Genomic DNA, 24,790 nt, shown 5'->3' with positions numbered 1-24,790 from the left:
CTCCTCCAGTCGTAGTATCGCCGTAAAGAAGGAAGCGCTTCATGGCCATTTCTCTCTATGACCTCAGCGTCGTGTCGTTCCTGCAGGTTCTGGGCGGCGTCGAAGGCTTTCTCGCCAAAGGCCTTGCCCATTGCAAGGAGAAGGGACTCGACCCCAACGAGATCGTGGAGACCAGGCTGTTTCCCGACATGGCGCCGTTCCGCTTCCAGATCGTCTCGGCGGCGCACCACTCCGCCGGCGGCGTGAAGGGTGCAATGGCCGGCGCCTTCTCGCCGCCCAAACCCGCAGGTGAGGACTATGCCGGCTTGCAGAAGCTGGTGAGCGACGCGAAAGCCACGCTCGAGGCGATCAAGCCTGACGAAGTGAACGGCATCGAGGGCAAGGACGTGATCTTCTCGCTCGGCGACCGCAAGATCCCGTTCAAGGCGGAGGGCTTCCTGATGTCGTTCTCGCTGCCGAACTTCTATTTCCATGCCACGACCGCGTACGACATTCTGCGCCAGAAGGGCGTGCCGCTGGGCAAGCGCGACTTCCTCGGCAAGTTGCGGATCGCGAGCTGACCGAAATGAACCTCACCCTCAATCCAGAGCATCAGACCTTCGCCGACGAAGTGCGCGCCTTCGTGCGCGACAACCTCTCGCCCGCGACCCGCGAGAAGACCTTTTCCGGCAAGCATTACGATCGCGACGACCACATCGTTTGGCAGAAGGCGCTCGGGAGGAAGGGCTGGCTCGCCTACACCTGGCCGAAGAAGTACGGCGGCCCGGGCTGGGACGTGACGCAGCGCTTCCTGTTCGAGAACGTGCTGGCGGAGGAGGGCGCGCCGCGCATCCTGCCGTTCGGCCCGAAGATGGTCGGGCCGGTGATCTACACCTTCGGCACCGAGGCGCAGAAGGAGCGCTTCCTGCCGGGCATCCGCAGCTCCGAAGTCTCGTGGTGCCAGGGCTATTCCGAGCCGGGTGCCGGCTCCGATCTCGCCAATCTGCGCACGCGCGCGGTCAGGGAAGGCGACCATTACATCGTGAACGGCCAGAAGACCTGGACCTCGTTCGCGCATTGGGGCGACTGGATCTTCTGCCTGGTACGGACCAACACCGAGGCCAAGCCGCAGGAGGGAATTTCCTTCCTGTTGATCGACATGAAGACGCCGGGCGTCACCGTGCGGCCGATCATCATGACCGACGGCGCCCATCACGTGAACGACGTGTTCCTCGACAATGTGAAGGTCCCGGTCGAGAACCTGATCGGCAAGGAGAACGAGGGCTGGACCTGCGCCAAGTTCCTGCTGGCCAACGAGCGGCTCGGCATCGCCGAGGTCCCGTCCTCCAAGCGCGGAGTCTCGATGCTGCGGCAGATCGCCCGCATCGAGCCGCTGGATGGCGGCACGCTGGCCGACGATCCCGCCTTCACGGCGCAGATCGCCGACATAGACCTGCAGGTCCAGGCGCTGGAGATGAGCGAGCTGCGCGTGCTCTCGACCATGGCCCAGGGCGGTGCGCCCGGTCCCGAGGTGTCGACCCTGAAGGTGCGCGGCTCGGAGATCCAGCAGCGCATTGCCGAGCTCACCATGGAGGCGGTGGGTGAGTACGCTCAGCCCTACCAGCCCGGCATGCTGTTCCACGACACCAACGAGACGCCGATCGGGCCCGACCACGCCCCGCCGGCCGCGCCGCGCTATTTCAACATGCGCAAGACCAGCATCTACGGCGGCAGCACCGAGATTCAGAAGAACATCGTCTCGAAGATGGTGCTTGGCCTCTGACGGAGGCTATAACCGCATCCAAGAATTCCGGAGGAGAAACATGGATCTGTCCCTTTCCGACGAACAGAAGCAGCTGCAGGAATCGGCCGAGCGCTTCGCGCGCGAGAAGTACACGTTCGAGAACCGCCGCAAGATCGCGGCGACCGAGCGCGGCTGGCTGACGGAAAACTGGGCGCAGTTCGCCGAGCTGGGGTGGCTGGGCATGGCCTTCTCGGAAGAGGATGGCGGCTACGGCGGCGGCCCGATCGAGACCATGATCGTCATGGAGCAGTTCGGTAAGGGCCTCGTCCTCGAGCCGTTCCTGCCGACGGTGGTCTTGGGCGGCGGCATGATCGCCCGAGCCGGATCGGCCGACCAGAAGGCGGCGCTGCTGGCGCCGATGATCGAGGGCAAGAAGCAGTTCGCCTTCGCCTGGCTGGAGCGCCAGAGCCGCTACAATCTGGCGGACGTGTCGCTCAAGGCGACAAAGGAAGGCAACGGCTGGTCGCTCTCCGGCCATAAGGGCGTGGTCTACAACGCGGCCTCGGCCGACGAGATCATCGTGCTGGCCCGTACCGCGGGCTCGGCGCGCGAGCCCAAGGGCCTGACGCTGTTCGTGGTCGATGCCAAGGCAAAGGGCCTGTCGCGTCGCGACTACCCGACGCAGGACGCGCTGCGCGCCTCGGAACTCACTTTCGACAAGGTCTCGGTCGGGGCCGACGCCGTGCTGGGCAAGGTCGACGAGGCCTTCCCGGTCGTGGAAGAGGCGGTCGATCGCGCCATCGTCGCGCTCTGCGCCGAGGCCACCGGCTGCATGGACGCGATCAACGCCGCGACGCTCGAGTACATCAAGACCCGCAAGCAGTTCGGCGTGCCGATCGGCAAGTTCCAGGTGCTCCAGCACCGCATGGTCGACTGCTTCACCAATGCGCAGGAAGCGCGCTCGATGACCCTGATGGCCTCGCTCAAGATCGACGACAAGGACCCGACGGTGCGCGCCAAGGCGGCCTCCGGCGCCAAGGTCCAGATCGGCAAGTCGGGCAAGTTCTGCGGCCAGAGCGCGGTGCAGATGCACGGCGGCATGGGCGTCACCGACGAGCTGTCGGTCAGCCACTACTTCAAGCGGCTGACGATGATCGATCTGATGTTCGGCAACCAGCAGCATCACCTGACGCGCTACAGCAACCTCGCGATGGCGGCTTAAGGCGCATTCACATGCGCTGGCGGCGCGCCCCCAGCGCATGAGTGCGATCGTCGACATCATCGTGCCGGTGTTCGGCATGGTGCTGGTCGGCTGGATGATCGGCCGCAGCAAGCTTCTCACGCCGGAGGGTTTGCGCGGCTTCACTGCCGTCACCTTCTACGCGCTGTTCCCCGCGTTGCTCTTCCGCTCCATGGCCAAGGTGCGGCTGGAGTCGCTTGAGCCGCAGGTGCTGCTCGCCTTCTTCAGCGGCGTGATGGTGCTCTACGGCGCGCTCATGGTGATCGGCCGGATGCAGGGGCTGCGGCTGGGCGACCGCGCCATGTTTGCGCTCAGCGGCTCCTTCTCCAACGGGGTCGGCATCGGCATCCCCTTCATCAGCTACGGCTTCGGCGAGCGTGGGCTGGTGCCGCTCTTGATGATCATCAGTGTGCATTCGCTGATCCTGCTCACCTTCACCTGTTTCCTGATGGAGATGGACGGGGCGGGCGGGCGGCGCGGCAACGTGCTGAAGCGCTTGGCCGGGGCCGCCCTCTCCATGCTGAAGCATCCGGTGATCCCGGCGATCTTCGCGGGCCTCCTGTGGGGCGAGATCACGACGCACGTTCCCGGGATCGCGATGCCGGCGGTGATCGACCGTATCCTGCAGGCCCTTGCGGCGGCAGCGCCGCCCTGCGGCCTGATCATGGTCGGTGCTTCGCTGGCCCATGTCGGGCTGAAGGGCCACTGGCAGTCGGCGGCCGTGGCGTCGGCCTTCAAGCTCGCCGTGCTGCCGGTGCTGGTCTGGACGATCGGCCGCTACGTCTTCCCGCTCGATCCTCTGTGGCTCAACGTGGCGACCCTGAACGCTGCCCTGCCGGCCGGCGCCAACGTCTACCTGATCGCGCAGATGTACGGGATCGGCGTCGCCCGCGCGACCAACGCCGTGGTGATCTCGACCGCCGCCAGCGTCTTCACCCTGTCCGTGGCACTGTTGTTGCTCGGGGTGCAGGCGCGCTAAGCTTAAGGCTGGAGGGTGCCCATGACGTACGAGACGGTTCAGGTTCGCGAGCTTGAGGGCTGCGGCGCCGAGGTGCTGGGGCTCGATCTCAAGTCGATGAGCAACCGCCAGTGGGACGAGGTACAGCGCGCCTTCGTCGAGCACGGCGTGATCTTCTTCCGCGACCAGGATCTGACGCCCGAGCAGCACATCGAATTCGCGCAGCGATGGGGCGCGATCGACATCAACCGATACTTCCCCGCCGTCGCCGGCTATCCGATGATCGCCGAGGTCCGCAAGGAGCCGACGCAGCAGAAGAACATCGGCGAGCGCTGGCATACCGATCACACTTACGACCAGATCCCCGCCATGGGCTCGATCCTGGTGGCGCGCGAGCTGCCGTCGAAGGGCGGCGATACGCTGTTCGCGAACGTCTATCGAGCCTTTGAAACTTTATCGGAGGGGCTGAAGAAGACGTTGCGCGGGCTGAACGCCGTGCACTCGTCGGCGCACCGGTTCGGCACCGCGGCGCGCAAGGCTAGCGGCAGCGACCTCGTCTTCCACAACGGGGATAAGGTGGGCGACGTGCTGCACCCGGTGGTGATCCGCCATCCCCTGAGCGGCCGCGAGGCGCTCTATGTCAATGGGGACTTCACCTTGCACTTCGAAGGCTGGAGCGTCGAGGACAGCAACCCGCTGCTGGAATATCTCTACGCGCACGTCACACGGAGCGAGTTCACCAGCCGCTTCCAGTGGCGCGACGGCTCGATCGCCTTCTGGGACAACCGCGCCACCTGGCACAGCGCCCAGAACGACTACCAGGGCGAGCGGCGCCTGATGCACCGCATCACCGTCGCCGGCTGCGCATTGCAGGCGGCGACGGCGGCTCGGGTCTGATCCGAAGCTACTGCTTCAGGCGGATCGTCATCGCGGCCACGCCGGTCGCGAGATTGTAGCCGGCGTCCTTGATCACGCCGGACGAGAGCATGCCGATCTCGGCGTTCGGGCCGCCATAGATCCAGTTGCCGCCGGCCTGGTTGCCGGCCGCGACCGTGCCCTGCTCGCCGACATAGGTGCCGCTCAGCTGCGTCGCGCCGCGCTCCGAGCCCAGCGAATAAACGCGCCAGATCGTGTGCACGGCCTTGGTGTAGCCGATGTCGATGCCGATCTTGTCGATAGAGCCGGTGTACTGCGCCGTCGTGACGCCGTCCTTGGCAAGGAACACGCAGTCCAGCGACTTGGCCGAACCCAGGACATAACCCGTGCTGCCGCCGACGTTGCAGGTCAGCGAGCCGATGTAGATGCGGGAGTTGGCGTTGGTGGTGTTGAGCTGCTGGGCGCTGGACTGCTGCATGCTGCAGGCGCCGGTCGAGAGGGCGAGGGCGGCCATCGCGGCCGCCATGACGACGTTCTTCATTGATGCTCCTGTAGGGGAATGGCCGCCCGAAGGAGCGTCCGTCCGGACACGGCTCTTACCACGACTTAAGGCCTGGCGCCCGTCATCACCGCCTCCTGGTCCTCGGGGGCATAGAAGAAGTCGCCGGGGCGGAAGTCGTGGCCGAGGTCGCCCAGCAGGCGGCGCTGGCGCGGCGTGCAGCGGTCGAGGATCGCCGCATACGGCCCGCTGAAATCGTAGGCCCGCATGAACATCTGGCAGTAGTTGTAGAGCAGGGTCTTGCGCGCCTTGCCGGAATGGTTGGGCGAGGGGCCGTGCCACAGCGCGTGCGGGAAGACGTAGGCATCGCCCGCCTTGCCGAGCAGCGGCACGGCGCCCGGCATGCCGGGATGGGGGATGCGCTCCTCGCGCTCGGGGAAGGGCCGCAGGTGGCTGCCGGGAAACACCGTGAAATTGCCGCTGTTCTCGGCGGTCACATCGGTCAGGAGGTACATCACCTTCACCGCCAGCGGTCGGCTGGTCTCGCTGACGCGGATCGCCTTCTGCGCCTGGCCGCCGTCGGTGTGGGTGTAGCCGGGGAACAGGTCTGTCGAGGCGCGCACGATCGCCTGGCTCATCGAGAACTGGATATAGGGGCCCATCAGGTCGAGGATCAGGTCGAAGATCGCGGGCCGGTCGATCAGGTCGATGAACGCCTGGTGATAGGGCAGCAGGTCGCGCCGGTCCATGAACGCGTCCTTGTTCTGGTCAGGCAGCTTCCATGCGTAGTGGCCGCGCGGCAGCGTGCCCGGCGCGGGCTCATAGCCTGGCGCGGTGCGCACCGTGTCGTCGAGCAGCGTGGAAAAGAAATCGACTTCAGCGGGCGAGAGCGCGCCCTCGATCTGCAGGTAACCGTCGACGGCCCACTGCTCCCTTTGTGCCTCGGTGAGCGTGCGCGTGGTGTTGGCCAGCATGCGTTCCTCCCTGGAAGCCTGCTGCCAGTTTAGCGGGCGGCGACGCCCCTGTCGGCGTCGCCCTATCGCATCGCGGCCCTTGATGCGGGCGGGAACTTCAGCGGGCGTCGCGCTTCGCCTGCGAGCGTGCGCCCTGCTTGCGAACGCTGCCGCGCACCGATCCCGGCACGTGGTTCTCCACGGCGACGCGCGCCTTGCCGCGCACGCCGCCCTTGGCGGTCTTCGACGCAGTCTTCGCCTTGGCCCCGGCCGGCTTCGCCTTCTGCTTGAGCGCCAGCGCCTTCTTCGCGCTTGCGACCATCGATGCCTTGGCCTTGGCGGTGGCACGACGCCCGGTCTCGGTGTCGAGACGGATGAGAGCCGCCGACAGGATCATGAGCTTGAGCTGAGATCCGTCATCATCCTTCGCTGGCGCGGCGCCCCGCGCACGTGCCTTGCCGCGCATCTCGCGGCGCTGGCGCTCGGCCACCGTCTTAGCGCGGTCGCGCTTGGCGCGCAGGCGCTTCACCAGCCGTGTGAGCTCGGCATCGGTCAGCGACCGCGCGGCCCGCACGCCCGACAGGCCGACCAGTTCCTTCTCATCCGCGCTCAGCGCCCGCTCTTCCTGCTTCTTCGTGATTGCCATTGTCGATCTCCTCGAAGGGGCGACATCCTTGCCAATCAATTTTGGGCGCGTCTACCTCAGGGCCTGCCAAAGAAGCGCGACTCCCGACACGGCCATCACGATGTCGAGCATGTACTGGAAGGCGGTGACGCTCAGACGTTCGACGATCAGGCGAGCGAGATAGGTGCCGGCCATCACTGAGGAACCGGTGATCAATCCCTTCGCCGCGATGTCGGTGGGCAGCGCGCCGAACGCCTGAAACGTGACGGCCTTGCTGATGTAGAGCGCGAGCGAGCCCGCCGCTTCCGTCGCGATGAAGGCACCCTTCACCAGCCCGTGGGCGGCGAAAGCCGGCACGCTGAGCGGGCCGGTCGAGACCACGATGCCGGTCAGGAAGCCAATCACGATCCCGGCCGCAAACATGCCGCCATAACCCAGCGCGATATGGCGCCGGGCGAGCCAGCGGCGGCCGGGAATCATTGCGAGGAAGAAGAAGCCGAGCGCAGTCTCGACCGTGTTCTCGGGCAATGCCAGCAGGGTGCGGGCGCCCAGGGCCGCCGCGGGAATGCCACCCAGCGCGTAGGCCGCGGAAGCACGCCAGTCTATGTGTCGCCACCAGGCGGTGATCTTGGCGAAGTTCGACATCAGCGCGACGACCGCCATGATCGGCACCGCCTCGCGCGGGCCGAAGACGATCACCAGCACCGGAAGCAGGATGACCGTCGCGCCGGTGCCCACGACGCCGCTCACCGTCCCCGCAATGAACCCGACGAACAGGACGAGGGCGTAGCTCAGCATCGTGATTCCCCAGCTCGGTCCGCAGGCGGTTCGCACGCGTCCGGATCAGGGCCTACCTCAGTCGAAGCCGAAACGCACCGATTTCGTCGAGGCCTCGTCCATTGCCTGGACCACCCGCTGGAAGGAGCGCTCGGCACCGGTATCGCGATGCGGCGTGCGGGTGGGCTGCAGCACGAACAGGTGCAGCGAGCGCGCCGGCACGTCGTAGGCGTGACCGAAGTCCCGCAGCGCCAGCGGTTCGCCCTCCGGGTCGCTGGTGTCGATCAGCCTTACCCAGCGCGCGCCCCCGACCGCCTCGGGGAGCGTGAACGGCACGGTGTCGGTGTGGGAGTTCAGGATGATGAGCAGGGTCGAGTCGGATCCGACGCGGCGGATGCCGGTTTCCTGCGCGCGCCCGTCGAGCAGCACACCGAGACAGCGTCCATTGCCGTCGTTCCAGTTCTCCTCCGTCATCTCCGTGCCTGAGGGCGTCAGCCAGCTCACGTCCTTCACACCCAGCTCCTCGTCGAAGGCGCCGGTGAGGAAGCGTCCGCGTCGCAGCATCGGCAGCGCGTGGCGGATCATGATCAGCTTGCGCACGAACTCCGCGAGATCGCGCTCCGCCGGGCCGATGCCCTGCCAGTCCACCCACGAGATCTCGTTGTCCTGGCAGTAACTGTTGTTGTTGCCCTTCTGGCTGCGGCCGAACTCGTCGCCGCCCAGCAGCATCGGCGTGCCGCGTGACAGGATCAGGGTCGAGAGCATGTTGCGCATCTGGCGCAGCCGCGTGTCGAGGATGCCGCGATCGTCGGTCGGTCCCTCGGCACCGTAATTGTTGGAGAGGTTGTGCGAGTGGCCGTCCTTGTTGTCCTCGCCGTTGGCCTCATTGTGCTTGTCGTTGTAGGCGACGAGATCGCCCAGGGTGAAGCCGTCGTGTGCGGTGATGAAGTTGATCGAAGCCCAGGGCTTGCGGCCGCGCTTGGCGAACAGGTCGGCGGAGGCCGTCAGACGCGCCGCGAGCGGCGGCAGCTTGCCCTCGTCGCCGCGCCAGTAGGCGCGGACCGTGTCGCGGAAGGCATCATTCCACTCGGCCCAGCCCGGTGAGAAGCGGCCGACCTGGTAGCCGCCCGGACCCATGTCCCATGGCTCGGCGATCAGCTTCACTTCCGAGAGGACGGGATCCTGGCGGCAGGCGTCGAGAAACCGCCCCTCCTCTTCGAAGCCGTGGGGTTCGCGGCCGAGAATGGTGGCGAGGTCGAAGCGGAAGCCGTCGATCCGCATGTCGGTCGCCCAGTAGCGCAAACTGTCCATCACGAGCTGCAGCACGCGCGAATTGCTGAGGTTGACGGTGTTCCCGGTGCCGGTGTCGTTGATGTAATAGCGGCGGTCCGGCGCCAACCTGTAGTAGGAGGCATTGTCGATGCCCTTGAAGCAGAGCGTCGGGCCTAGCTGATTTCCCTCGGCCGTATGGTTGTAGACGACGTCGAGGATGACCTCGAGGCCCGAGGCATGCAGGTGTGCCACCATTTCCTTGAATTCGGCGAAGGCGAAGTCGGGATTGGCGGCGTACCGCCGGGCCGGGGCGAAGAAGCCGATCGTGTTGTAGCCCCAGTAGTTCTTCAGCCCCTTCTCGAGCAGGTAACTGTCGTCGACGAAGGTGTGGACCGGCAGCAGTTCGACCGCGCTGACGCCGAGGGAGGACAGATAGCTGGTGATCTCGGCCGACGCGAGGCCGGCATAGGTCCCGCGCAACGGCTCGGGCACGGCGGGATGCAGCTTGGTGAAGCCGCGGACATGGGCCTCGTAGACGATCGTGTTTTCCCATGCCGTGCGCCGCTGCGGCGCCCGCCCCCAGCTGAAGGCCGGATCGATGACGCAGCTCCGGTAGGTGTAAGGCGCACTGTCGCGATCGTCGAAGGTGAGATCGTCCCCGCTCTCCATCCTGTAGCCGAAGAGGGCGGGGTTCCAGGTCAGCTTGCCGATCACCTGCTTGGCATAGGGATCGAGCAGCAGCTTGTTGGGGTTGAAGCGATGACCGGCTTCCGGCTCGTAGGGCCCATGCACGCGATAGCCATAGATCGTGCCGGGCCGCGCATCGGGCAGATAGCCGTGCCAGACCTCGTCGGTATATTCGGGCAGCACGATCCGCTCGATTTCGCGCTCGCCCGCCGAATCAAACAGGCAAAGCTCGACCCTGGATGCGCTCGCTGAGAAGAGCGCGAAATTGACGCCCAGCCCATCCCAGGTTGCGCCGAGCGGATAGGGAAGTCCTTCGCTGAGCCGCGACGGCCTGAACTCGCTCAAGACCGGGAGCCGCCAGCGAAAGGTATGCTTGTGTCAGCTACGACGATCATCTCAGTCTCCCCCGGAGCATGCGGCGATGCACGGCGTGCATGTCGACGAGCCACAAACGCACGTCGGGAGGACTCGTTGCTTCGCTGCCTGTGCCGGCCACTGGGCCCTGACGCTGGGCCGCAACCCAAAGGACTCTACTGCCGGGTCAATCGATCAGCGGGTGGAGGCAGGCGACTTCGCGCTTGGTGTGCGTCGTGGCGAGCGGTGGCTCGTGCGTGCGGCAGTCCTGTGCCGCCCGGGGACAGCGGCCGGCGAACCGGCAGCCGGGCGGCAGGTCGATCGGGCTCGGAATCTCGCCCGGCAGTGTCTCGGCGATCGGTTCGAAGAAGCGGGGAGAGGCGTTGAGGAGCGCCCTCGTGTAGGGATGCAGCGGGTGCCGCAGCACCTCCTTCGTCGGGCCGGTCTCGACGATCCGGCCGAGATACATCACCGCAATCCGGCGGCAGAGATAGCTCGCCACGGCCAGGTCATGGGTGATGAACATCAGGGTCAGCCCCATCTCGTGCTGCAGGCCGCGCAGAAGGTTGAGGAGTTGTGCCTGGGTCGACACGTCGAGGCCCGAGACCGCCTCGTCGGCCACGATCACCTTGGGCTCCGAGGCAAGGGCGCGGGCGATCGCGACGCGTCGCACCTGGCCGCCCGACAGCTGCCCTGGATAGCGGTCGGCCGTGTCGGCCGGCATACCGACGCGGGCGAGCAGGGCGGCGACGCGGTCGCGCAGTTCCGACTCTCGGCAGAGGGCGTGCTGGCGGATGGGCTCGCCGATCAGGTCGAGCGCCTTGAGCCGCGGATTGAGCGAAGCGCGCGCATCCTGGTAGATCATGGCGACGTCGCGCTGGAACGAGCGCCGCTTGTCGTCCGTCAGGGTCTCGATGTCGTCGCCGCGATAGAGCGCACGGCCGTCGCTGCTCTCGGTCAATCCGAGCAAGACGCGCAGCAGGGTCGACTTGCCCGACCCGCTCTCGCCGACCAGCGCGACGCTGTCGCCTGCCCGTACCGTGAGCCGGATGCCGTCGAGGGCGGCCAGCTGCCGCGGCGGGCGGCGGCCGAGCCGCGACCAGCCGCCGCGATCGATCTGGTAGACCTTCTCGACATCGAGCAGGCGGAAGATCGGCGCGGCGTCGCTCATCCCGGATGCCAGCAGGCGATGTCGCGGCCCTCCAGCGCGCGAAGCGGCGGGGTTTGACTGGCGCACAGGGCGGTGGCGCGTGAGCAGCGCGGCGCGAACCGGCAGCCCGCCGGCATGGCCCCGATCGCCGGGAGCCCGCCTTCCGGCGGCGTCAGCGTCTCGGTGTCGAGTTCGATCACGCAGGACTTGAGCGCATTGGTATAGGGGTGCAGCGAACGCCGCAGGACGCTCTCGGCCGGTCCGCTCTCGACCACCTGGCCGGCGTAGAGCACGACGATGCGATCGCATACCTGCGAGGCCAGCGCCAGGTCGTGCAGAACGAAGATGCAGCTCGCATTGCGCGCGCGGACCTGGCTCAGGATGAGTTGCATGATCTGCGCCTGAATGGTGACGTCGAGCGCACTGGTCGGCTCATCGGCGAGCAGCAGCTCGGGATTGCAGGCAAGCGCGATGGCGATCATCACCCGCTGCTGCATGCCGCCGGAGAGTTCGTGCGGGAAGGCGGCGAGCCTGGCCTCGGCATCGTTGAGACCCGCGCTCTCCAGCAGCTCGATCGAGCGACGCCGGGTCGCCGCCTGATCGAAACCGAGCAAGCGGCGAAGCGGGTCCCCGAGCTGACGGCCGACGGTAAAACAGGGATTCAGCGCCGATGCCGGATCCTGGAAGATCATGGCGATCCTCCGGCCGCGGAGCGTCGCCCACCCGGCCTCCGGCTCGGCGAGCAGGTTCCCGTGCTCGGCAAATTGCATGCGCCCCTCGAGCGTCACCGCCGGGGAACGAAGCAGACCCATCGCGACCAACGCGATCGTGGATTTGCCCGCGCCGGATTCGCCGACCAGACCCAGTGTCTCGCCGCGGCCGAGATCGAAGCTGACGCGATCGAGCACCGAATGTCCGTTGCGGGCAAGCGAGATGTCGGCGAAAGACAGCAGGGGATCGCGGTGGCGCGTCAAGGGCAGGACGTTTGTCTGTCGCGCGGATTGCTGGGTCATCATGCCCCAGGCCTACCGGTTTGCGCGCAGCTTGGGGTCGAACTGCTCGCGGACGCCGTCGCCGACGATGCTGAGGGAGATCAGCAAGAGGGCCAGAGCGGCGCCCGGCACGCCGGAGATCCATGGCACGATGCTGATGAAGGCGCGGCCTTCGGAAATCATCAACCCCCAGTCGGGGGCCGGCGGTACCACGCCCAGGCCGAGAAAGGACAAGGCCGAGGAAACGAGAATCGCTTCGGCGATCCGGATCGTCGCCTGGACGGCGAGGGGAAAGACCACGTTCGGCAGGATGTGGCGCCAGATGATGCGCAGCCGATCCACCCCCATCAGCCCGGCCGCCTCGACGAAGGCCTGGGCGCGGACCTGGAGGACGTCGGCCCGCACCGTGCGGGCAAAGGGGCCGATCATGGCGAAGCCGACGGCGTAGATGACCTTGTCGATACCCGGCCCGAGAATGGAGATGAAGGCGATCGCCATGATCAGCGACGGCAGTGCCAGGATCGCATCGACGAACCGCATCAGGCCCCACTCGACAGCGCCGTGCGTCAAGCCGGCGGCGAGGCCGATCGCGAGTCCGCCTGCGGCACCGATGACGACCGAGGAGAATCCGATCAGGAACACATAGCGGGTGCCGAAAATGACACGCGACAGCAGATCCTGGCCGAAGGAATCGGTGCCGCACCAATGGGCGGCGCTCGGTGGCGCCATCAGGGCATCGGGATCCTGGAAGTTCGGCGCATAGGGCGCCACCCACGGCGCGAAGATCGCGGCGAACAGGAATGCCAGGGAAATCACGGTGGCGATGACGAAGAAGGGCCGCGCATCAAGCTGGCGGGCGAGGAAGCGCAGCAATGTCGGCGCACGCAGGCGCACACCGCGATCCGCCCCGGAAAGATCGCGGATGGCCATGTCAGCGCGGCCTCAGGCGCGGATCGAGCAAGGGATAGGACAGATCGACCGCAAGGTTGGTGAAGATGACCAGGCAACCGGTCATCATCACGCCGGCCTGTACCACCATGTATTCGCGGTTCAGCACGGCATCGGTGATCATGCGTCCGACACCGGGCAGCGAGAACACCGTCTCGGTCAGGACGGCGCCGTGCAGCAGCGCGCCGAGCTGGAGCCCGACGATGGTGGCCAGCGGCATCAGCACGTTGCGCATGCCATGGACCCAGGTGATGCGCCAGGCCGGCTCGCCTCGCGCCCGGGCGGCGGCGATGTAGGGTTGCTCCAGCACCTCGACGAGATTGGCGCGGGTGATGCGCACGATCAGCGCCATGAAGGGCGTGCTGAGCGTGATGGCCGGCAGCACGAGGTGATAGGCGCCGCCCCAGAAGTCCTGCCAGGGCGCGACGAAACCCATGGTCGGAAACAGACCGAAGGCGACGCCGAAGATCCAGATCAGCAGGATGCCGAGATAGAAGCTGGGGAACGCCGATCCGGTCAGCGAGAAGGCCGCCGCCGCTGCATCCCAGGCGGAGTCCTTCCGGACAGCCGAGAGGACGCCGAGCGGGACGCCGATCAGGAGGGCGAGGCCCAGCGCCGCCGCCGACAAGGTGAGCGTGACGGGGAGGGCCTCGACGAAGGCATATTGGAAGATCGGCGTCCGGCTTACGAAGGACGTTCCCCAATCGCCTCTGACGAACCGTCCGAGCCAGTCGACATACTGTTCTGGCAGGGGCCGGTCGAGGCCGAGCTGGACCATCAGCGTCTGATGCGATTCCTTCGAATAGTCGTCGCCGAGCATCAGCTCGACCGGGTCGCCCGGCGCCAGTTTCAGCAGGCTGAAGCTGGCAGCCGAGACGATCAGCAGGACGGCGGCGGTCTGCAGGATCTTCGCCAGCGTCCAGCGCAGCATCAGAGGCTCACGGTGTGCAGATCCAGGCTGTCGACGGGGATGTATTTGAAGCCCTTGACCTTCTTGCTGAGGATCTTGAACTCCGGCATGTGCGTCAGGATCGCCATCGGCGCCTCGTCCATGAGGATGTCCTCGGCCTTGACGTAGAGGTCGCGCCTGGTCTTCACGTCGAGGACGACCTGCGCCTGCTCGACCAGCTTGTCGAACTCCGGGCTCGACCAGCCCGAGAAATTCCAGGCGTTCCCCGAATGCCATTCGGGAAAGATCGTCTCGTCGGGATCGAGGTCGGCCGACCAGGTCATGTCCAGCATGTCGAACTCGCCGGCGTTGCGGCGGCTGATCCAGGCCGCGCGTTCGACCAGCTCGAGCCTCGCCTTGATGCCGATCTTGTCCAGCATCGGCACGATGGTCTGCGCTACGCGCGTGCCGTACTGGCCCTGCTCGGACGTGAGGATGACAGCCTCGATTGTACCCTGTGTCTTCGCCTTGGCACGGAACGCCTTGGCCTTTTCCAGATCGAAGAACTGGCCGCGACCGCTCTTGGCGATGTTCTTGTCGAAGAAGCCGGTCATGGGCGGCGAAATCGGGGTGTAGGCCGGAATGCCGATGCCGAAGAACGCCTGCTTGATCAATGCCTCGCGGTCGATCGCGAAGCCGACCGCGCGGCGTACGTTCATGTCGTCGAACGGAGCACGGCGGCAGTTCATTGCCATCAGCGAGTAGTTGCCTTCGATGTCGCTGTAGACCGTCAGGTTCGGGTTTGCCTTGAGCTGGCTGATGAACTGCAGCGGGCTGTTGCCCATGGCGTCGACGCGGCCGGCCAGCATCGCCGCCACGGCGCTCGATGCCTCCTTCATGATGAGGTAGGTGGCCCGCTCGAGCTTGGGCAGGCCCGGCTCGAAATAGTCGGGATTCTTCTCGAGCACGATCGAATCGTTTTCCTTCCAGCTCACGAACTTGAAGGGCCCGGTACCCACCGGATTGCGCCCGAAGTCCTTGCCGTACTTCTCAACGGCGTTGCGCGGCACGATGGTGCCGGCGCGACCCGTGCTGCCGGTCAGCGCCACCGGCAGGAAGGCGTAGGGATTCTTGAAGTTGAGCTTCACGGTCAGAGGGTCGACGACCTCGACGCTCTCGAGATAGTCGTACTTCCAGGCATGCGGCGACTTGGGCGTGCCGCGCCAGACGCGCTCGACGCTCCATTTCACCGCCTCGGCGTCGCAGATCTCGCCATCGTGGAACTTGACGCCTTTGCGCAGCTTGAACAGGTGCGTCTTGTCGTCGAGCAGGGTCCACGACTCTGCGAGGTCGGGCACGAACGACACCTTCTCCCCATCGTACTCGACCTTCAGCAGGCCGTTGTAGATGTTGTTGTGGATCTTGATGGCACCCAGATAGCTGGTGAAGTGCGGGTCGAGCGTGTCGACGAAGTCGATCCAGGCGAGCTTGATGTGCCCGCCATCGGCAGAGCGCGCGACGGCGGGAAGACCTGCCGCGGCGGTTGCGGCCGCCCCTTGGAGCAGGCGACGGCGACCGAGCCGCGCCGCCAGTGTAGTGGCCAATATCTGCTTGTGATCGATCGCCATCTGGACACCTTTGTTCCGCGATGAGGTCGACATTGGCTCTGCAGTTCTCGTGCCACGTGCAGAATCGCAGCGGTTGTGGGGAATCGATGATCGTCCCGGAGGCGATTGCGTTTACGAAGTGGGCACTCGGTGCGCGATTGACTGACAATTGGTCAAGCGTCGGCCGCCGGCTGGCTGGACGGCGTGATGGAAGATACTGGAAGGTGGCGACGCTCGGTCGGGAGCGGATCAATACCCGATGTTCGGCCGCAGCCACCTCTCCGCCTGCTCGATCGTGACGCCGCGACGCTTTGCATAGTCGTCGACCTGGTCCTTACCGATGCGGGCCACGCCGAAATACTGCGCGTCGGGATGGGCGAAGTAGTAGCCCGAGACCGCCGAAGTCGGGATCATCGCGAAGCTCTCGGTCAGCTGGATGCCGGCGTTCTGTCCCGCATTGAGCAGCCGGAACAGTTCGGGCTTCTGGCTGTGGTCGGGGCAGGCGGGATAGCCGGGCGCCGGACGGATGCCGCGATACTTCTCGCGCACCAGCTCCTCGTTGGAGAGCGCCTCCTCGGGCGCGTAGCCCCAGAGCGTCTTGCGGACGCGCTCGTGCAGCCGCTCGGCGAATGCTTCGGCCAGACGATCGGCCAGCGCCTTCAGCAGAATGTCCGAATAGTCGTCATGGTCGGCCTTGAAGCGGGCGAGATGCTCTTCGATGCCATGGCCGGCGGTGACGGCGAAGCCACCGATCCAGTCGGCCTCCGGCGAGATGAAGTCGGCCAGGCACATGTTGGCCCGCGGCGCGCGCTTCTCGATCTGCTGGCGCAGAAAGAAGAGGCGGGAGATCTCCTTCGTACGGGTCTCGTCGCTATAGATCACCACGTCGTCGCCCTCGCGGCGGCACGGCCAGAAGCCGACCACGCCCTTGGCTGTCAGCCACTTCTCGCGCACGATGTGATCGAGCATCTTGCGCGCATCGGCGTAGAGCTTCTTCGCGCTTTCGCCCACTACCGGGTCTTCCAGGATCGCCGGATAGTTGCCCGCCAGCTCCCAGGCGCGGAAGAACGGCGTCCAGTCGATGCGCTCGACCAGCTCGTGCAGCGGGTACTCGGCGAACACACGCGTGCCGCTGAGCGCCGGCTTCGGCGGCGTGTAAGCCGACCAGTCGATCTTGAAGTCGTTGGCGCGGGCATCGGCGAGCGGGATCACCTTCTCCTTGGTGCCGCCGGCGCGTTCCACGCGAATCGCCTCGTATTCGGCGGCGACCTTGCTGGCGAAATCCTCGGCCTGCGAGCCCGACTCCGACACCAGCGCCGAGCAGACGCCGACGGCGCGCGAGGCGTCGAGGACGTGTACCGTCGTGCCGTTGTAGCGCGGCGCAATGCGAAGCGCGGTGTGGACCTTGGAGGTGGTGGCGCCGCCGATCAGCAGCGGCAGGTTCATGCCCTGGCGCGTCATCTCCTCGGCCACCGTCACCATCTCGTCGAGCGAGGGCGTGATCAGCCCCGAGAGGCCGATGATATCGGCCTTGTTGTCATTGGCGCTCTTCAGGATGTCCTGGAACGGTACCATGACGCCGAGATCGATGACCTCGAAGTTGTTGCACTGCAGGACCACGCCGACGATGTTCTTGCCGATGTCGTGGACGTCGCCCTTCACCGTCGCCATGACGATCTTGCCCTTGGGCCGCGAGCCCTCGGTCTTCTGCGCCTCGATGTAGGGCAGCAGGTGCGCCACCGCCTTCTTCATGACGCGGGCGCTCTTCACAACCTGCGGCAGGAACATCTTGCCGGCGCCGAACAGGTCGCCGACCACGTTCATGCCGGCCATCAGCGGGCCCTCGATCACCTCGATCGGCCGCGCGATCTGCAGCCGCGCCTCCTCGGTGTCGGCGACGACGAACTGGTCCATGCCCTTGACCAGCGCATGCTCCAGCCGCTTCTCGACCGGCCAGCTGCGCCACTCGGCATCCTGCGTCTCGGCGACCTCGCCCGTGCCCTTGTACTTGGGCGCCAGCTCGAGCAGCCGCTCGGTGGCGTTGGGATTGCGGTTGAGGATCACGTCCTCGCAGGCGTCGCGGAGCTCCTGCGGGATCTGGTCGTAGACTTCGAGCTGGCCGGCATTGACGATGCCCATGTCCATGCCCGCCTGGATGGCGTGGTAGAGGAACACCGAATGCATCGCCTTGCGCACCGGCTCGTTGCCGCGGAAGGCGAAGGAGAGGTTGGAAACGCCGCCCGAAATCTTGGCGCCGGGGCAACGCGCCTTGATCTCCCGCGTCGCCTCGATGAAGTCGACGCCGTAATTGTTGTGTTCCTCGATGCCCGTGGCCACCGCGAAGATGTTCGGATCGAAGATGATGTCCTCGGCCGGGAAACCCACCTGGTTCACCAGGATGTCGTAGGCGCGGGCGCAGATCTCGACCTTGCGCTCCTTGGTGTCCGCCTGGCCCTTCTCGTCGAACGCCATGACCACGACGGCGGCGCCGTAGCGGCGGACCTTCCGGGCGTGCGCGATGAAGGGCTCGATGCCCTCCTTCATGGAGATCGAGTTCACGATCGGCTTGCCGGCGACGCACTTGAGGCCGGCCTCGATCACGCTCCACTTGGAGCTGTCGATCATGATCGGCACCCGGGCGATGTCGGGCTCGGCGGCGATCAGCTTGAGATACGTGTCCATCGCCAGCTCGGCGTCGAGCAGGCCCTCGTCCATGTTGACGTCGATGATCTGCGCGCCGCTCTCGACCTGCTGGCGAGCGACCTCGACGGCAGCGGTGTAGTCGCCCTCAAGCACCAGCTTCTTGAAGCGGGCCGAGCCGGTGACGTTGGTGCGCTCGCCGATGTTGATGAAGGTGGCGCGAGGCTTGTTCTCGCCCGTGTTGAGATCAGTGTTCATCAGAAGAAACTCGCTGCTTCCATGCCGGAGAGCCGCAGCGCCGGCGGCAGGACGTGCCAGGTGCGCGGCTTGATGCCTTTGACCGCCTCGGCGATCGCCTTGATGTGGGCTGGCGTCGTACCGCAGCAGCCGCCGACCACGTTGATCCAGCCGTTCTCGGCCCAGCCCTTGACCAGCTTGCCGGTCATCTCCGGCGGCTCGTCGTAGGCGCCGAGCTCGTTCGGCAGGCCGGCATTGGGATAGATGCAGAGCATGCTGTCGACCTGCGGGTTCAGCGCCTGCACGTAGGGATGGAGCTCGGTCGCGCCGAAACTGCAGTTCAGGCCCATGGTGATCGGCTTGGCATGCCGCACCGAGTGCCAGAAGGCCTCGACGGTCTGGCCCGACAGGTTGCGGCCAGCGAGGTCGGTGAGAGTCATCGAGACCATCACGGGGATGATCTCGTCGCGCGCCTCGCCCGCCTCGTCGACGGCGACGAGGGCGGCCTTGGCGTTCAATGTATCGAACACCGTCTCGACCAGGATGAAGTCGACGCCTCCGTCGAGCAGCCCGTCGATCTGCTCGCGGTACATGTCCTTCACCTCGTCGAAGGTGACGGCGCGGTAGCCGGGATCGTTGACGTTGGGCGAGACCGAGAGGGTCTTGTTGGTCGGTCCCAGCGCGCCTGCGACGAAGCGCGGCTTTGCGGGATCGCGCGCCGTGGCGGCGTCGGCGCAGGCGCGCGTCAGCTTCGCCGCGGCGATATTGATCTCGCGGGCCATGCCGGTGATGCCGTAGTCGGACAGGCTGATGGCGTTGGAGTTGAAGGTGTTGGTCGCCACGATGTCGGCGCCGGCGTCGAGATAGGCGTTGCAGATCTCGCCCACCACGTCGGGACGCGTCAGGTTCAGGAGATCGTTGTTGCCCTTCTGGTCGTGATTGAACGAGCGGCCGCCGCGGAAGCCTTCCTCGTCGAGCTTGTAGCTCTGGATCATCGAGCCGTACGGCCCATCCTTGATCAGGATGCGCTCCGAGCCGATCTCGCGGAGCTGCTCGGCCTTTTCCTGGCGTGTCATTGCGGGCGCACTCCCAGCAGGTGGCAGATCGCGAAGGTGAGATCGGCGCGGTTCAAGGTGTAGAAATGGAACTGCTCGACGCCCTCGTCGCGCAGGCGGCGGCACAGGTCTCCGGCCACGGTGGCGGCGATCATGCGGCGTGTTTCGAGATCGTCGTCGAGCCCGTCGAACATGCTGGCAAACCACGACGGCACTTTGGAACCGCACAGGCCGGCGATGCGATTGACGGCCTGGAAATTCGACACAGGCATGATGCCCGGCACGATCGGCACGTTGATGCCCATCGCCGCGGCCCGGTCGCGGAAGCGCAGGAAATCCTCGGCCTCGAAGAAGAACTGGGTGATGCAGCGGTCGGCGCCGGCATCGACCTTGGCTTTCAGGTTCTCGAGGTCGGCCTTCTCGTCGGCCGAGGCGGGATGCTTCTCGGGATAGCCCGCGACGCTGATCTGGAAGTTGCCGATCTTCTTCAGGCCCGTGACCAGCGCCGCGGCGTTGGCGTAGCCGCCGGGATGCGGCGTGTACTGGCCGCCCATGCCGCCCGGCGGGTCGCCGCGCAGCGCCACGATGTGGCGGATGCCGGCATCCCAGTAGGCGCGCGCGATGTCGTCGATCTCGCCCTGCGTGGCGGCCACGCAGGTGAGGTGCGCAGCGGCATCGATGCCGGTTTCGTTCTTGAGCCGCGCCACGGTGTCGTGCGTGCGCTGGCGCGTCGAGCCGCCGGCGCCATAAGTCACTGAGAAGAACGATGGATGGAGCGGTGTCAGGCGCTTCACCGTCTCCCACAGCGTCTGCTCAGCGGCGTCGGTCCGGGGCGGCGAGAACTCGAACGACACGGCGAGCCGCTGCGGTGCGCGGGCCGGGAATTCGGTCGCGGTCGTGCTGCCAGTGGAGCTTAGGGGATTGCCGATCGGACCGGTATCGGGGCTCATCGTGTCACTCCTTGGACGGAAACGGCGGCAGGCCGCGGGGTGGCGCGGGCCGGCAGCTCGCGCTCGCCGCGCCAGATGCCCGTCATCAGGCGGCGGCCGGGAAAATGGATCGGTTCGAGCGGATTGAGGCCTGCGCTGCGCAGCCAGCCCTGCACCTGGTTGTCGGCAAACCCAAGGTGGACGTGGGCATGCTCGCGCTTCAGCTCGACCAGGTCGTGTGGCGCGAAGTCGACCACGAGGACAGAGCCGCCGGGCTTCACGACGCGCGCGGCCTCGGCCAGCGCGGCGGCGGGATCGTCGGCATAGTGCAGCACGTGGTGGATCGTGACGACGTCGAAACTGTCGGATTCGAAGGGCAGGGCGTACATGTCGCCCTGGCGGATGTCGGCATTGTCGATGCCGGCGCGGGCGAGGTTGGCGCGGGCCAGCGCCAGCATCTCGCGGCTCTGGTCGACCCCGATCGCCTGCTCGACCTTGGGCGCCAGCACCTCGAGGAGCCGGCCGGTGCCGGTGCCGACGTCGAGAAGCCGGCGCGCGCCGAGCGGCAGGTGATGGCTGAGCGCACGCTCGATCTCGCGGTCGGCGACGTGCAGCGCGCGGAGTTCATCCCAGCGCTGGGCATTGTCGCGGAAGAAACGGGCGGCCGCGGTCTGGCGGCGCTGCTGGACGGCGTCCAGCCGGGCGCGGTCGGTCGCGATCCGGGGATGCTTGGGGTCGAGCCGGCGCACGAACTCGCGCACCAGGGCGGCATCCTCGCCGCCATTGGTCAGGCGGAAGCGGGTGAACTGAGCCTCGCGAAACCGCTCCAACAGCCCCGCCTCGACCAGCAGTTTCAGGTGCCGGGAGACGCGCGGCTGGCTCTGCCCCAGCACGTTCACATAGTCGCTGACGGTCAGGTCCTCGCGCGCCGCCAAGGCCAGGATGCGCAACCTAGTATCCTCGGCCGCGGCCCGCAGCAGGGTGAGAAGGTGTTCCATGCGAAGAATGATATAAGCATATCTTTATGTATGCAATATATCATTGTGGATCGATCCATGGCCACCGAAACACAAGAAACAAAGGAAACCTTGGCTCGGCGATGTCGTGCCCGGAATTGCTTCAAACCACAGCAGCGGTGTGCAACACTACCGCGCAATGCGACGGATAAACGTCGCGTCGCGCTTTGTGGCCCGGCGTCCCGGGCCAGCGGGATGATCCGGGGTCGGCGTTGATGTTCGGTGTGACGAAAGCCATTGCTGCCAGCATTCGCCGCTCGGTTGTCGCGGTCGCCCTTGCCGGGACGGTTGTCGGGGGCTGTGCCTCCGGCGATACCGGGGCCGCCGAGGTATGGGATCCGCTGGAAACGCCCAACCGCTTCATCTTCTCCATCAACCGCGCCATCGATGTCATGGCCTTCCGCCCTCTGGCAGTCATGTACCGCGACCTCGTGCCCGAGCGGGCACAGACCGGCGTGCGCAACGTCCTCGACAATCTCGGCGAGCCGGTGACGGCCATTAACGAGGTCTTCCAGGGCGATCCGAATCGCGCCGCCACGACGATGGCCCGCTTCCTCGTGAATTCGACCATTGGCGTCGCCGGCATCTTCGATGTGGCCTCGAGCCTTGGCCTCGAGCGCACCAAGGAGGATTTCGGCAAGACGATCGGCCTGTGGGCCGGCGTCGAGCCGGAGAATGGCGGATTCTATCTCATGTTGCCGGCCTATGGCCCATCCAACGCGCGCGACGGCACCGGTCTGATGATGGACTATCTGGTCGATCCGTTCCGTATCCTGACTTTCAACCTCGCCGTCGATTGGGATTACTACCAGCTCGCCCGTTACGGCATGAATGCCGTCGACTACCGTTCCCGCACGATCTTTGCGCTCGACGATCTCGAGAAGAACAGCGTCGACTACTATGCGGCCCTGCGTTCGGCCTACACCCAGAACCGCGCCGACCAGATTCGCGAAAAGCGCGAGAAGACCAATGCGCGCAGCGAACTCGAGCGGCGCGACAACCTGGCACTGGTCCGCTAGCGCAGCGAGTCCGGCGGAGGGTGCGTTGATCGGGCATCCGGGCTAGAACGCTTCCCCCAAATTTCGTCATAGGAGTGCACGGTGCCGAAGGTCGCCTCTCGTCGTGTCGCGTTGCAGCTCATGGCCGCCGCCGCGATGTTCGCCGCCGTGCCCATGGTCGCGCCGGCCGTTGCCGCCGATCCCTCACAGATCGTGCAGAACACCGCGCAGCAGGTCATCGAGATCGTGAAGAGCAAGACCGGCGCCGATCGCCAGGCCGCGATCCTGGGCGTTCTCCAGACCAGCTTCGACATGCCGGCCATGGCCCGCGCGGCGCTGGGCACGCATTGGAACCAGGCGACCGAGCAGGAACGCACGCGCTTCCTCAAGGCCGTCGCCACCGCCGAGGCCAAGGCCTACAGCGAGCGCTTCGGCCAGTATGGCGGCCAGACCCTGACAATCGGCAAGGTCACGCCCCGGGCCAACGGTGTGACGATCGTCGACAGCCGCCTGAACCAGACGAGCGGCCAGCCGATCAAGCTCGAATGGGAAGTCCGCGGCGACCGCATCACCGACGTGAAGGTCGAAGGCGTCAGCATGGTCATGACTAGACGTTCGGATTTCAATTCCTACATCCAGAACCATGGCGGCAAGGTCGAGCCGCTGGTCAGCGAGCTGGAAGCCCGAGCCGCACGCTGAAGCGGCGAATTGCAGCGGCAGGCCGGTCGGCGTAATCTTCCGTCAAGGGAGGCGCGTCGATCGCTTTCGCGGGCGTCGCAGGGGACGAGGGCGGAGCGGAGGAGAGCGCCATGGACAGCGCGTTTGCCAAGAACCCGGCCGAGCTTCTGAGGTCGGTCGATCCGGTCTGGGATCGGATTCGCGAGGCGGCCCAGTCGGCCGCGGCCGCCGAGCCCGTGCTGGCCGGAACCCTCCATGCCACCATCCTGAGCCAGCCCCGCTTCGAAAGCGCGCTCAGCTATCACCTCGCGCGGCTTGTCGGCACGACCGAGGTGCCCGCCGCGCTGATCCGCCAGACGTTCGACGAGGCGCTGGCGGCCGACCCCGGCATCGGCCTCGCCGCGCGCGCCGATATCGTGGCGGTGGCCGACCGCGATCCGGCCTGCACCTCCCATCTCGATCCGCTGCTCTGGTTCAAGGGCTACCACGCGCTGCAGAGCTACCGGGCCGCGCACTGGCTGTGGCTGCAGGGTCGCCAGACGCTCGCCCACTTCCTTCAGAGCCGGTCGAGTGCCCTGTTCGGCCTCGACATCCATCCCGGCGCGGTGATCGGCAAGAGCATCTTCATCGACCACGGCACCGGCGTCGTGATCGGCGAGACGGCCGTGGTCGAGGACGGCGTCTCCATGTTGCACGGCGTTACCCTGGGAGGCACCGGCAAGGAGCGAGGCGACCGCCATCCCAAGGTACGCCGCGGCGTGCTGCTGGGCGCCGGCGCCAAGGTACTGGGCAACATCGAGATCGGCGCCTGCGCCAAGATTGCGGCCGGCAGCGTGGTGCTCGATCCCGTGCCGGCCGGCTGCACCGCCGCCGGCGTCCCCGCCCGCATCATCGGCTGCGTCGACGTGCCGGAACCGGCGCTCGACATGGATCACCGCATCTAGGCTCAGGGCCTTGATCTGTTGAGACCGGCAGGTGGTGAGCGGCATCGTCGCTGCGCGTGCCCGCAAAGAAGGCCTTCTGATCACGGTCTCAGCGCATGTCGGGCGGCTCGCTCGGCTTCGTCGATGATCGCTTGGGCCCGCGCCGGGGGTGGAGTCGAGATCAGCTGCAGAGCGATCCCGCGTAAGAGGCCAAGAAGTGCCACGGCCATAGCCTCGGGATCGGCGTCTGCTCGCACCGAGCCGTCGCGAATCCCCTCGCGGACCTTATCGGCGAGCAGGCGCCGAAAGCTGGCGTCCTGTTCTGCGTAGAGCGGCATGAGGACGGGATCGGCGGCAATCGCTTCGCCCCACATCTGCAGGAACGCGCGGGCAGCCGGACGTTTGTTGGTGACGTTCGTTAGATAAGCGCGAACTGTGTCCACCAGCCAGGCTCCGGCACTTTCCCCCGGATCCGGAAGGCTGAAGGCCTGAGCATCACGCATCACCGCACGGAGTAGATTCTCGCGGCTGCCGAAGTGATGAGAGACGATCCCCCGGCTGTAGCCGGCGGCCTTGCCGACCTCCGCCAGGGTTAGTGCGCGCGATCCGTACTCGGCGATGAGTGCCGTCGCGGCAGCGACCACCTTGTGTTCGGTTTGCTCGCGCCGCTCTTGCTGCGTGCGACGAGTGGGAGGCTGATCGGGCGACAGAGCTGTTCAGACTTTGGGTCGGAGAAGCATGTGAGTTGCCAGTATGCGGGCTCA

23 protein-coding genes are annotated in these 24,790 nt (G+C 66.2%); 8 read left to right on the top strand and 15 right to left on the bottom strand.

The features are described 5' to 3' along the window. Positions 1 to 41 precede the first annotated feature (41 nt). The 5 genes from EPO41_RS00695 to EPO41_RS00675 are packed head-to-tail and all read left to right on the top strand — an operon-like array spanning position 42 to position 4,818. Positions 42 to 560, top strand: a complete 519-nt coding sequence (locus EPO41_RS00695) for a DUF1993 domain-containing protein (protein WP_296319197.1) — start codon at positions 42 to 44, stop codon at positions 558 to 560. Positions 561 to 565: 5 nt separating this feature from the next. After that, on the top strand, positions 566 to 1,762 hold the full coding sequence (locus EPO41_RS00690) for an acyl-CoA dehydrogenase family protein (RefSeq protein WP_296319195.1): 1,197 nt from the start codon (positions 566 to 568) through the stop codon (positions 1,760 to 1,762). Between the two features lie 40 nt (positions 1,763 to 1,802). Then, on the top strand, positions 1,803 to 2,945 hold the full coding sequence (locus EPO41_RS00685; RefSeq protein WP_296319193.1) for an acyl-CoA dehydrogenase family protein: 1,143 nt from the start codon (positions 1,803 to 1,805) through the stop codon (positions 2,943 to 2,945). A 37-nt stretch (positions 2,946 to 2,982) separates the two neighbouring features. Beyond that, positions 2,983 to 3,942 (top strand): AEC family transporter, encoded by a 960-nt coding sequence (locus tag EPO41_RS00680; RefSeq protein WP_296319191.1) that lies wholly within the window; start codon positions 2,983 to 2,985, stop codon positions 3,940 to 3,942. Positions 3,943 to 3,963: 21 nt separating this feature from the next. After that, the gene (locus EPO41_RS00675) at positions 3,964 to 4,818 is read left to right on the top strand and encodes a TauD/TfdA family dioxygenase (protein WP_296319189.1); all 855 of its coding nucleotides are present in this window, start codon (positions 3,964 to 3,966) and stop codon (positions 4,816 to 4,818) included. 7 nt (positions 4,819 to 4,825) lie between these two features. On the opposite strand, the gene EPO41_RS00670 is transcribed toward EPO41_RS00675, so the two are convergent. The 14 genes from EPO41_RS00670 to EPO41_RS00610 all read right to left on the bottom strand — a co-directional run bounded on the left by EPO41_RS00670 (position 4,826) and on the right by EPO41_RS00610 (position 21,409). Further along, a complete protein-coding gene (locus tag EPO41_RS00670; protein ID WP_296319187.1) occupies positions 4,826 to 5,338 on the bottom strand; it encodes a DUF992 domain-containing protein in 513 nt (170 codons plus the stop codon). A gap of 65 nt (positions 5,339 to 5,403) precedes the next feature. Continuing rightward, complete coding sequence (locus tag EPO41_RS00665) at positions 5,404 to 6,270, bottom strand: phytanoyl-CoA dioxygenase family protein (RefSeq protein ID WP_296319185.1); 867 nt, start codon at positions 6,268 to 6,270, stop codon at positions 5,404 to 5,406. A 97-nt stretch (positions 6,271 to 6,367) separates the two neighbouring features. After that, positions 6,368 to 6,895, bottom strand: a complete 528-nt coding sequence (locus EPO41_RS00660) for a hypothetical protein (RefSeq protein WP_296319183.1) — start codon at positions 6,893 to 6,895, stop codon at positions 6,368 to 6,370. Positions 6,896 to 6,946: 51 nt separating this feature from the next. After that, positions 6,947 to 7,669 (bottom strand): sulfite exporter TauE/SafE family protein, encoded by a 723-nt coding sequence (locus EPO41_RS00655; protein WP_296319537.1) that lies wholly within the window; start codon positions 7,667 to 7,669, stop codon positions 6,947 to 6,949. A gap of 60 nt (positions 7,670 to 7,729) precedes the next feature. Further along, entirely contained in the window at positions 7,730 to 9,955 is a 2,226-nt protein-coding gene (glgX, locus tag EPO41_RS00650) for a glycogen debranching protein GlgX (protein ID WP_296319182.1), read from the bottom strand. A 196-nt stretch (positions 9,956 to 10,151) separates the two neighbouring features. Beyond that, positions 10,152 to 11,135, bottom strand: a complete 984-nt coding sequence (locus tag EPO41_RS00645; protein WP_296319180.1) for an ABC transporter ATP-binding protein — start codon at positions 11,133 to 11,135, stop codon at positions 10,152 to 10,154. Then, entirely contained in the window at positions 11,132 to 12,130 is a 999-nt protein-coding gene (locus tag EPO41_RS00640; RefSeq protein WP_296319178.1) for an ABC transporter ATP-binding protein, read from the bottom strand. The genes EPO41_RS00645 and EPO41_RS00640 overlap by 4 nt, the downstream gene beginning before the upstream one ends. A gap of 9 nt (positions 12,131 to 12,139) precedes the next feature. Further along, a complete protein-coding gene (locus EPO41_RS00635; RefSeq protein ID WP_296319176.1) occupies positions 12,140 to 13,036 on the bottom strand; it encodes an ABC transporter permease in 897 nt (298 codons plus the stop codon). Between the two features lies 1 nt (position 13,037). Beyond that, a complete protein-coding gene (locus EPO41_RS00630) occupies positions 13,038 to 13,985 on the bottom strand; it encodes an ABC transporter permease (RefSeq protein WP_296319174.1) in 948 nt (315 codons plus the stop codon). Continuing rightward, the gene (locus EPO41_RS00625; RefSeq protein ID WP_296319171.1) at positions 13,985 to 15,571 is read right to left on the bottom strand and encodes an ABC transporter substrate-binding protein; all 1,587 of its coding nucleotides are present in this window, start codon (positions 15,569 to 15,571) and stop codon (positions 13,985 to 13,987) included. The genes EPO41_RS00630 and EPO41_RS00625 overlap by 1 nt, the downstream gene beginning before the upstream one ends. 228 nt (positions 15,572 to 15,799) lie before the next feature. Continuing rightward, positions 15,800 to 18,448, bottom strand: coding sequence for a methionine synthase (gene metH, locus EPO41_RS00620; protein WP_363246937.1), 2,649 nt, complete (start codon positions 18,446 to 18,448; stop codon positions 15,800 to 15,802). After that, positions 18,448 to 19,503 (bottom strand): homocysteine S-methyltransferase family protein, encoded by a 1,056-nt coding sequence (locus EPO41_RS29710; RefSeq protein ID WP_363246936.1) that lies wholly within the window; start codon positions 19,501 to 19,503, stop codon positions 18,448 to 18,450. The genes metH and EPO41_RS29710 overlap by 1 nt, the downstream gene beginning before the upstream one ends. Continuing rightward, positions 19,500 to 20,432, bottom strand: a complete 933-nt coding sequence (gene metF / locus EPO41_RS00615; protein ID WP_296319169.1) for a methylenetetrahydrofolate reductase [NAD(P)H] — start codon at positions 20,430 to 20,432, stop codon at positions 19,500 to 19,502. The genes EPO41_RS29710 and metF overlap by 4 nt, the downstream gene beginning before the upstream one ends. Continuing rightward, positions 20,429 to 21,409, bottom strand: coding sequence for a metalloregulator ArsR/SmtB family transcription factor (locus EPO41_RS00610; protein WP_296319167.1), 981 nt, complete (start codon positions 21,407 to 21,409; stop codon positions 20,429 to 20,431). Before EPO41_RS00610 ends, metF begins: the two co-directional genes overlap by 4 nt. Before the next feature lie 242 nt (positions 21,410 to 21,651). Between EPO41_RS00610 and EPO41_RS00605 the strand changes: the two genes are divergently transcribed. The 3 genes from EPO41_RS00605 to cysE all read left to right on the top strand — a co-directional run bounded on the left by EPO41_RS00605 (position 21,652) and on the right by cysE (position 24,047). Beyond that, positions 21,652 to 22,446 carry a VacJ family lipoprotein gene (locus EPO41_RS00605; RefSeq protein WP_296319166.1) on the top strand — a complete coding sequence of 265 codons (795 nt, stop codon included), beginning with the start codon at positions 21,652 to 21,654 and terminating at the stop codon, positions 22,444 to 22,446. An 81-nt stretch (positions 22,447 to 22,527) separates the two neighbouring features. Then, positions 22,528 to 23,124 (top strand): ABC transporter substrate-binding protein, encoded by a 597-nt coding sequence (locus EPO41_RS00600; RefSeq protein WP_296319164.1) that lies wholly within the window; start codon positions 22,528 to 22,530, stop codon positions 23,122 to 23,124. A gap of 110 nt (positions 23,125 to 23,234) precedes the next feature. Next, positions 23,235 to 24,047 (top strand): serine O-acetyltransferase, encoded by an 813-nt coding sequence (cysE, locus tag EPO41_RS00595; protein ID WP_296319162.1) that lies wholly within the window; start codon positions 23,235 to 23,237, stop codon positions 24,045 to 24,047. An 80-nt stretch (positions 24,048 to 24,127) separates the two neighbouring features. Here cysE and EPO41_RS00590 read toward each other — a convergent pair whose 3' ends face one another. Then, entirely contained in the window at positions 24,128 to 24,670 is a 543-nt protein-coding gene (locus EPO41_RS00590) for a TetR/AcrR family transcriptional regulator (protein ID WP_296319160.1), read from the bottom strand. Positions 24,671 to 24,790 lie beyond the last annotated feature (120 nt).

The organism is Reyranella sp. (assembly GCF_004297265.1).
Taxonomy (GTDB): Bacteria; Pseudomonadota; Alphaproteobacteria; order Reyranellales; family Reyranellaceae; genus Reyranella.
The sequence above is the reverse complement of the archived record's forward strand: the minus strand, read 5'-3'. Positions and strand labels throughout refer to the sequence as shown.

Coding starts and splice junctions, on each gene's coding strand:
- EPO41_RS00695 (WP_296319197.1), top strand. CDS start 42: ATGGCCATTTCTCTCTATGACCTCAGCGTCGTGTCGTTCCTGCAGGTT.
- EPO41_RS00640 (WP_296319178.1), bottom strand. CDS start 12,130: ATGATGACCCAGCAATCCGCGCGACAGACAAACGTCCTGCCCTTGACG.
- metF (WP_296319169.1), bottom strand. CDS start 20,432: ATGAGCCCCGATACCGGTCCGATCGGCAATCCCCTAAGCTCCACTGGC.
- EPO41_RS00645 (WP_296319180.1), bottom strand. CDS start 11,135: ATGAGCGACGCCGCGCCGATCTTCCGCCTGCTCGATGTCGAGAAGGTC.
- metH (WP_363246937.1), bottom strand. CDS start 18,448: ATGAACACTGATCTCAACACGGGCGAGAACAAGCCTCGCGCCACCTTC.
- EPO41_RS00660 (WP_296319183.1), bottom strand. CDS start 6,895: ATGGCAATCACGAAGAAGCAGGAAGAGCGGGCGCTGAGCGCGGATGAG.
- EPO41_RS00630 (WP_296319174.1), bottom strand. CDS start 13,985: ATGCTGCGCTGGACGCTGGCGAAGATCCTGCAGACCGCCGCCGTCCTG.
- EPO41_RS00675 (WP_296319189.1), top strand. CDS start 3,964: ATGACGTACGAGACGGTTCAGGTTCGCGAGCTTGAGGGCTGCGGCGCC.
- cysE (WP_296319162.1), top strand. CDS start 23,235: ATGGACAGCGCGTTTGCCAAGAACCCGGCCGAGCTTCTGAGGTCGGTC.
- EPO41_RS29710 (WP_363246936.1), bottom strand. CDS start 19,503: ATGACACGCCAGGAAAAGGCCGAGCAGCTCCGCGAGATCGGCTCGGAG.
- EPO41_RS00610 (WP_296319167.1), bottom strand. CDS start 21,409: ATGGAACACCTTCTCACCCTGCTGCGGGCCGCGGCCGAGGATACTAGG.
- EPO41_RS00625 (WP_296319171.1), bottom strand. CDS start 15,571: ATGGCGATCGATCACAAGCAGATATTGGCCACTACACTGGCGGCGCGG.
- EPO41_RS00690 (WP_296319195.1), top strand. CDS start 566: ATGAACCTCACCCTCAATCCAGAGCATCAGACCTTCGCCGACGAAGTG.
- EPO41_RS00670 (WP_296319187.1), bottom strand. CDS start 5,338: ATGAAGAACGTCGTCATGGCGGCCGCGATGGCCGCCCTCGCCCTCTCG.
- EPO41_RS00685 (WP_296319193.1), top strand. CDS start 1,803: ATGGATCTGTCCCTTTCCGACGAACAGAAGCAGCTGCAGGAATCGGCC.
- EPO41_RS00635 (WP_296319176.1), bottom strand. CDS start 13,036: ATGGCCATCCGCGATCTTTCCGGGGCGGATCGCGGTGTGCGCCTGCGT.
- EPO41_RS00665 (WP_296319185.1), bottom strand. CDS start 6,270: ATGCTGGCCAACACCACGCGCACGCTCACCGAGGCACAAAGGGAGCAG.
- EPO41_RS00680 (WP_296319191.1), top strand. CDS start 2,983: ATGAGTGCGATCGTCGACATCATCGTGCCGGTGTTCGGCATGGTGCTG.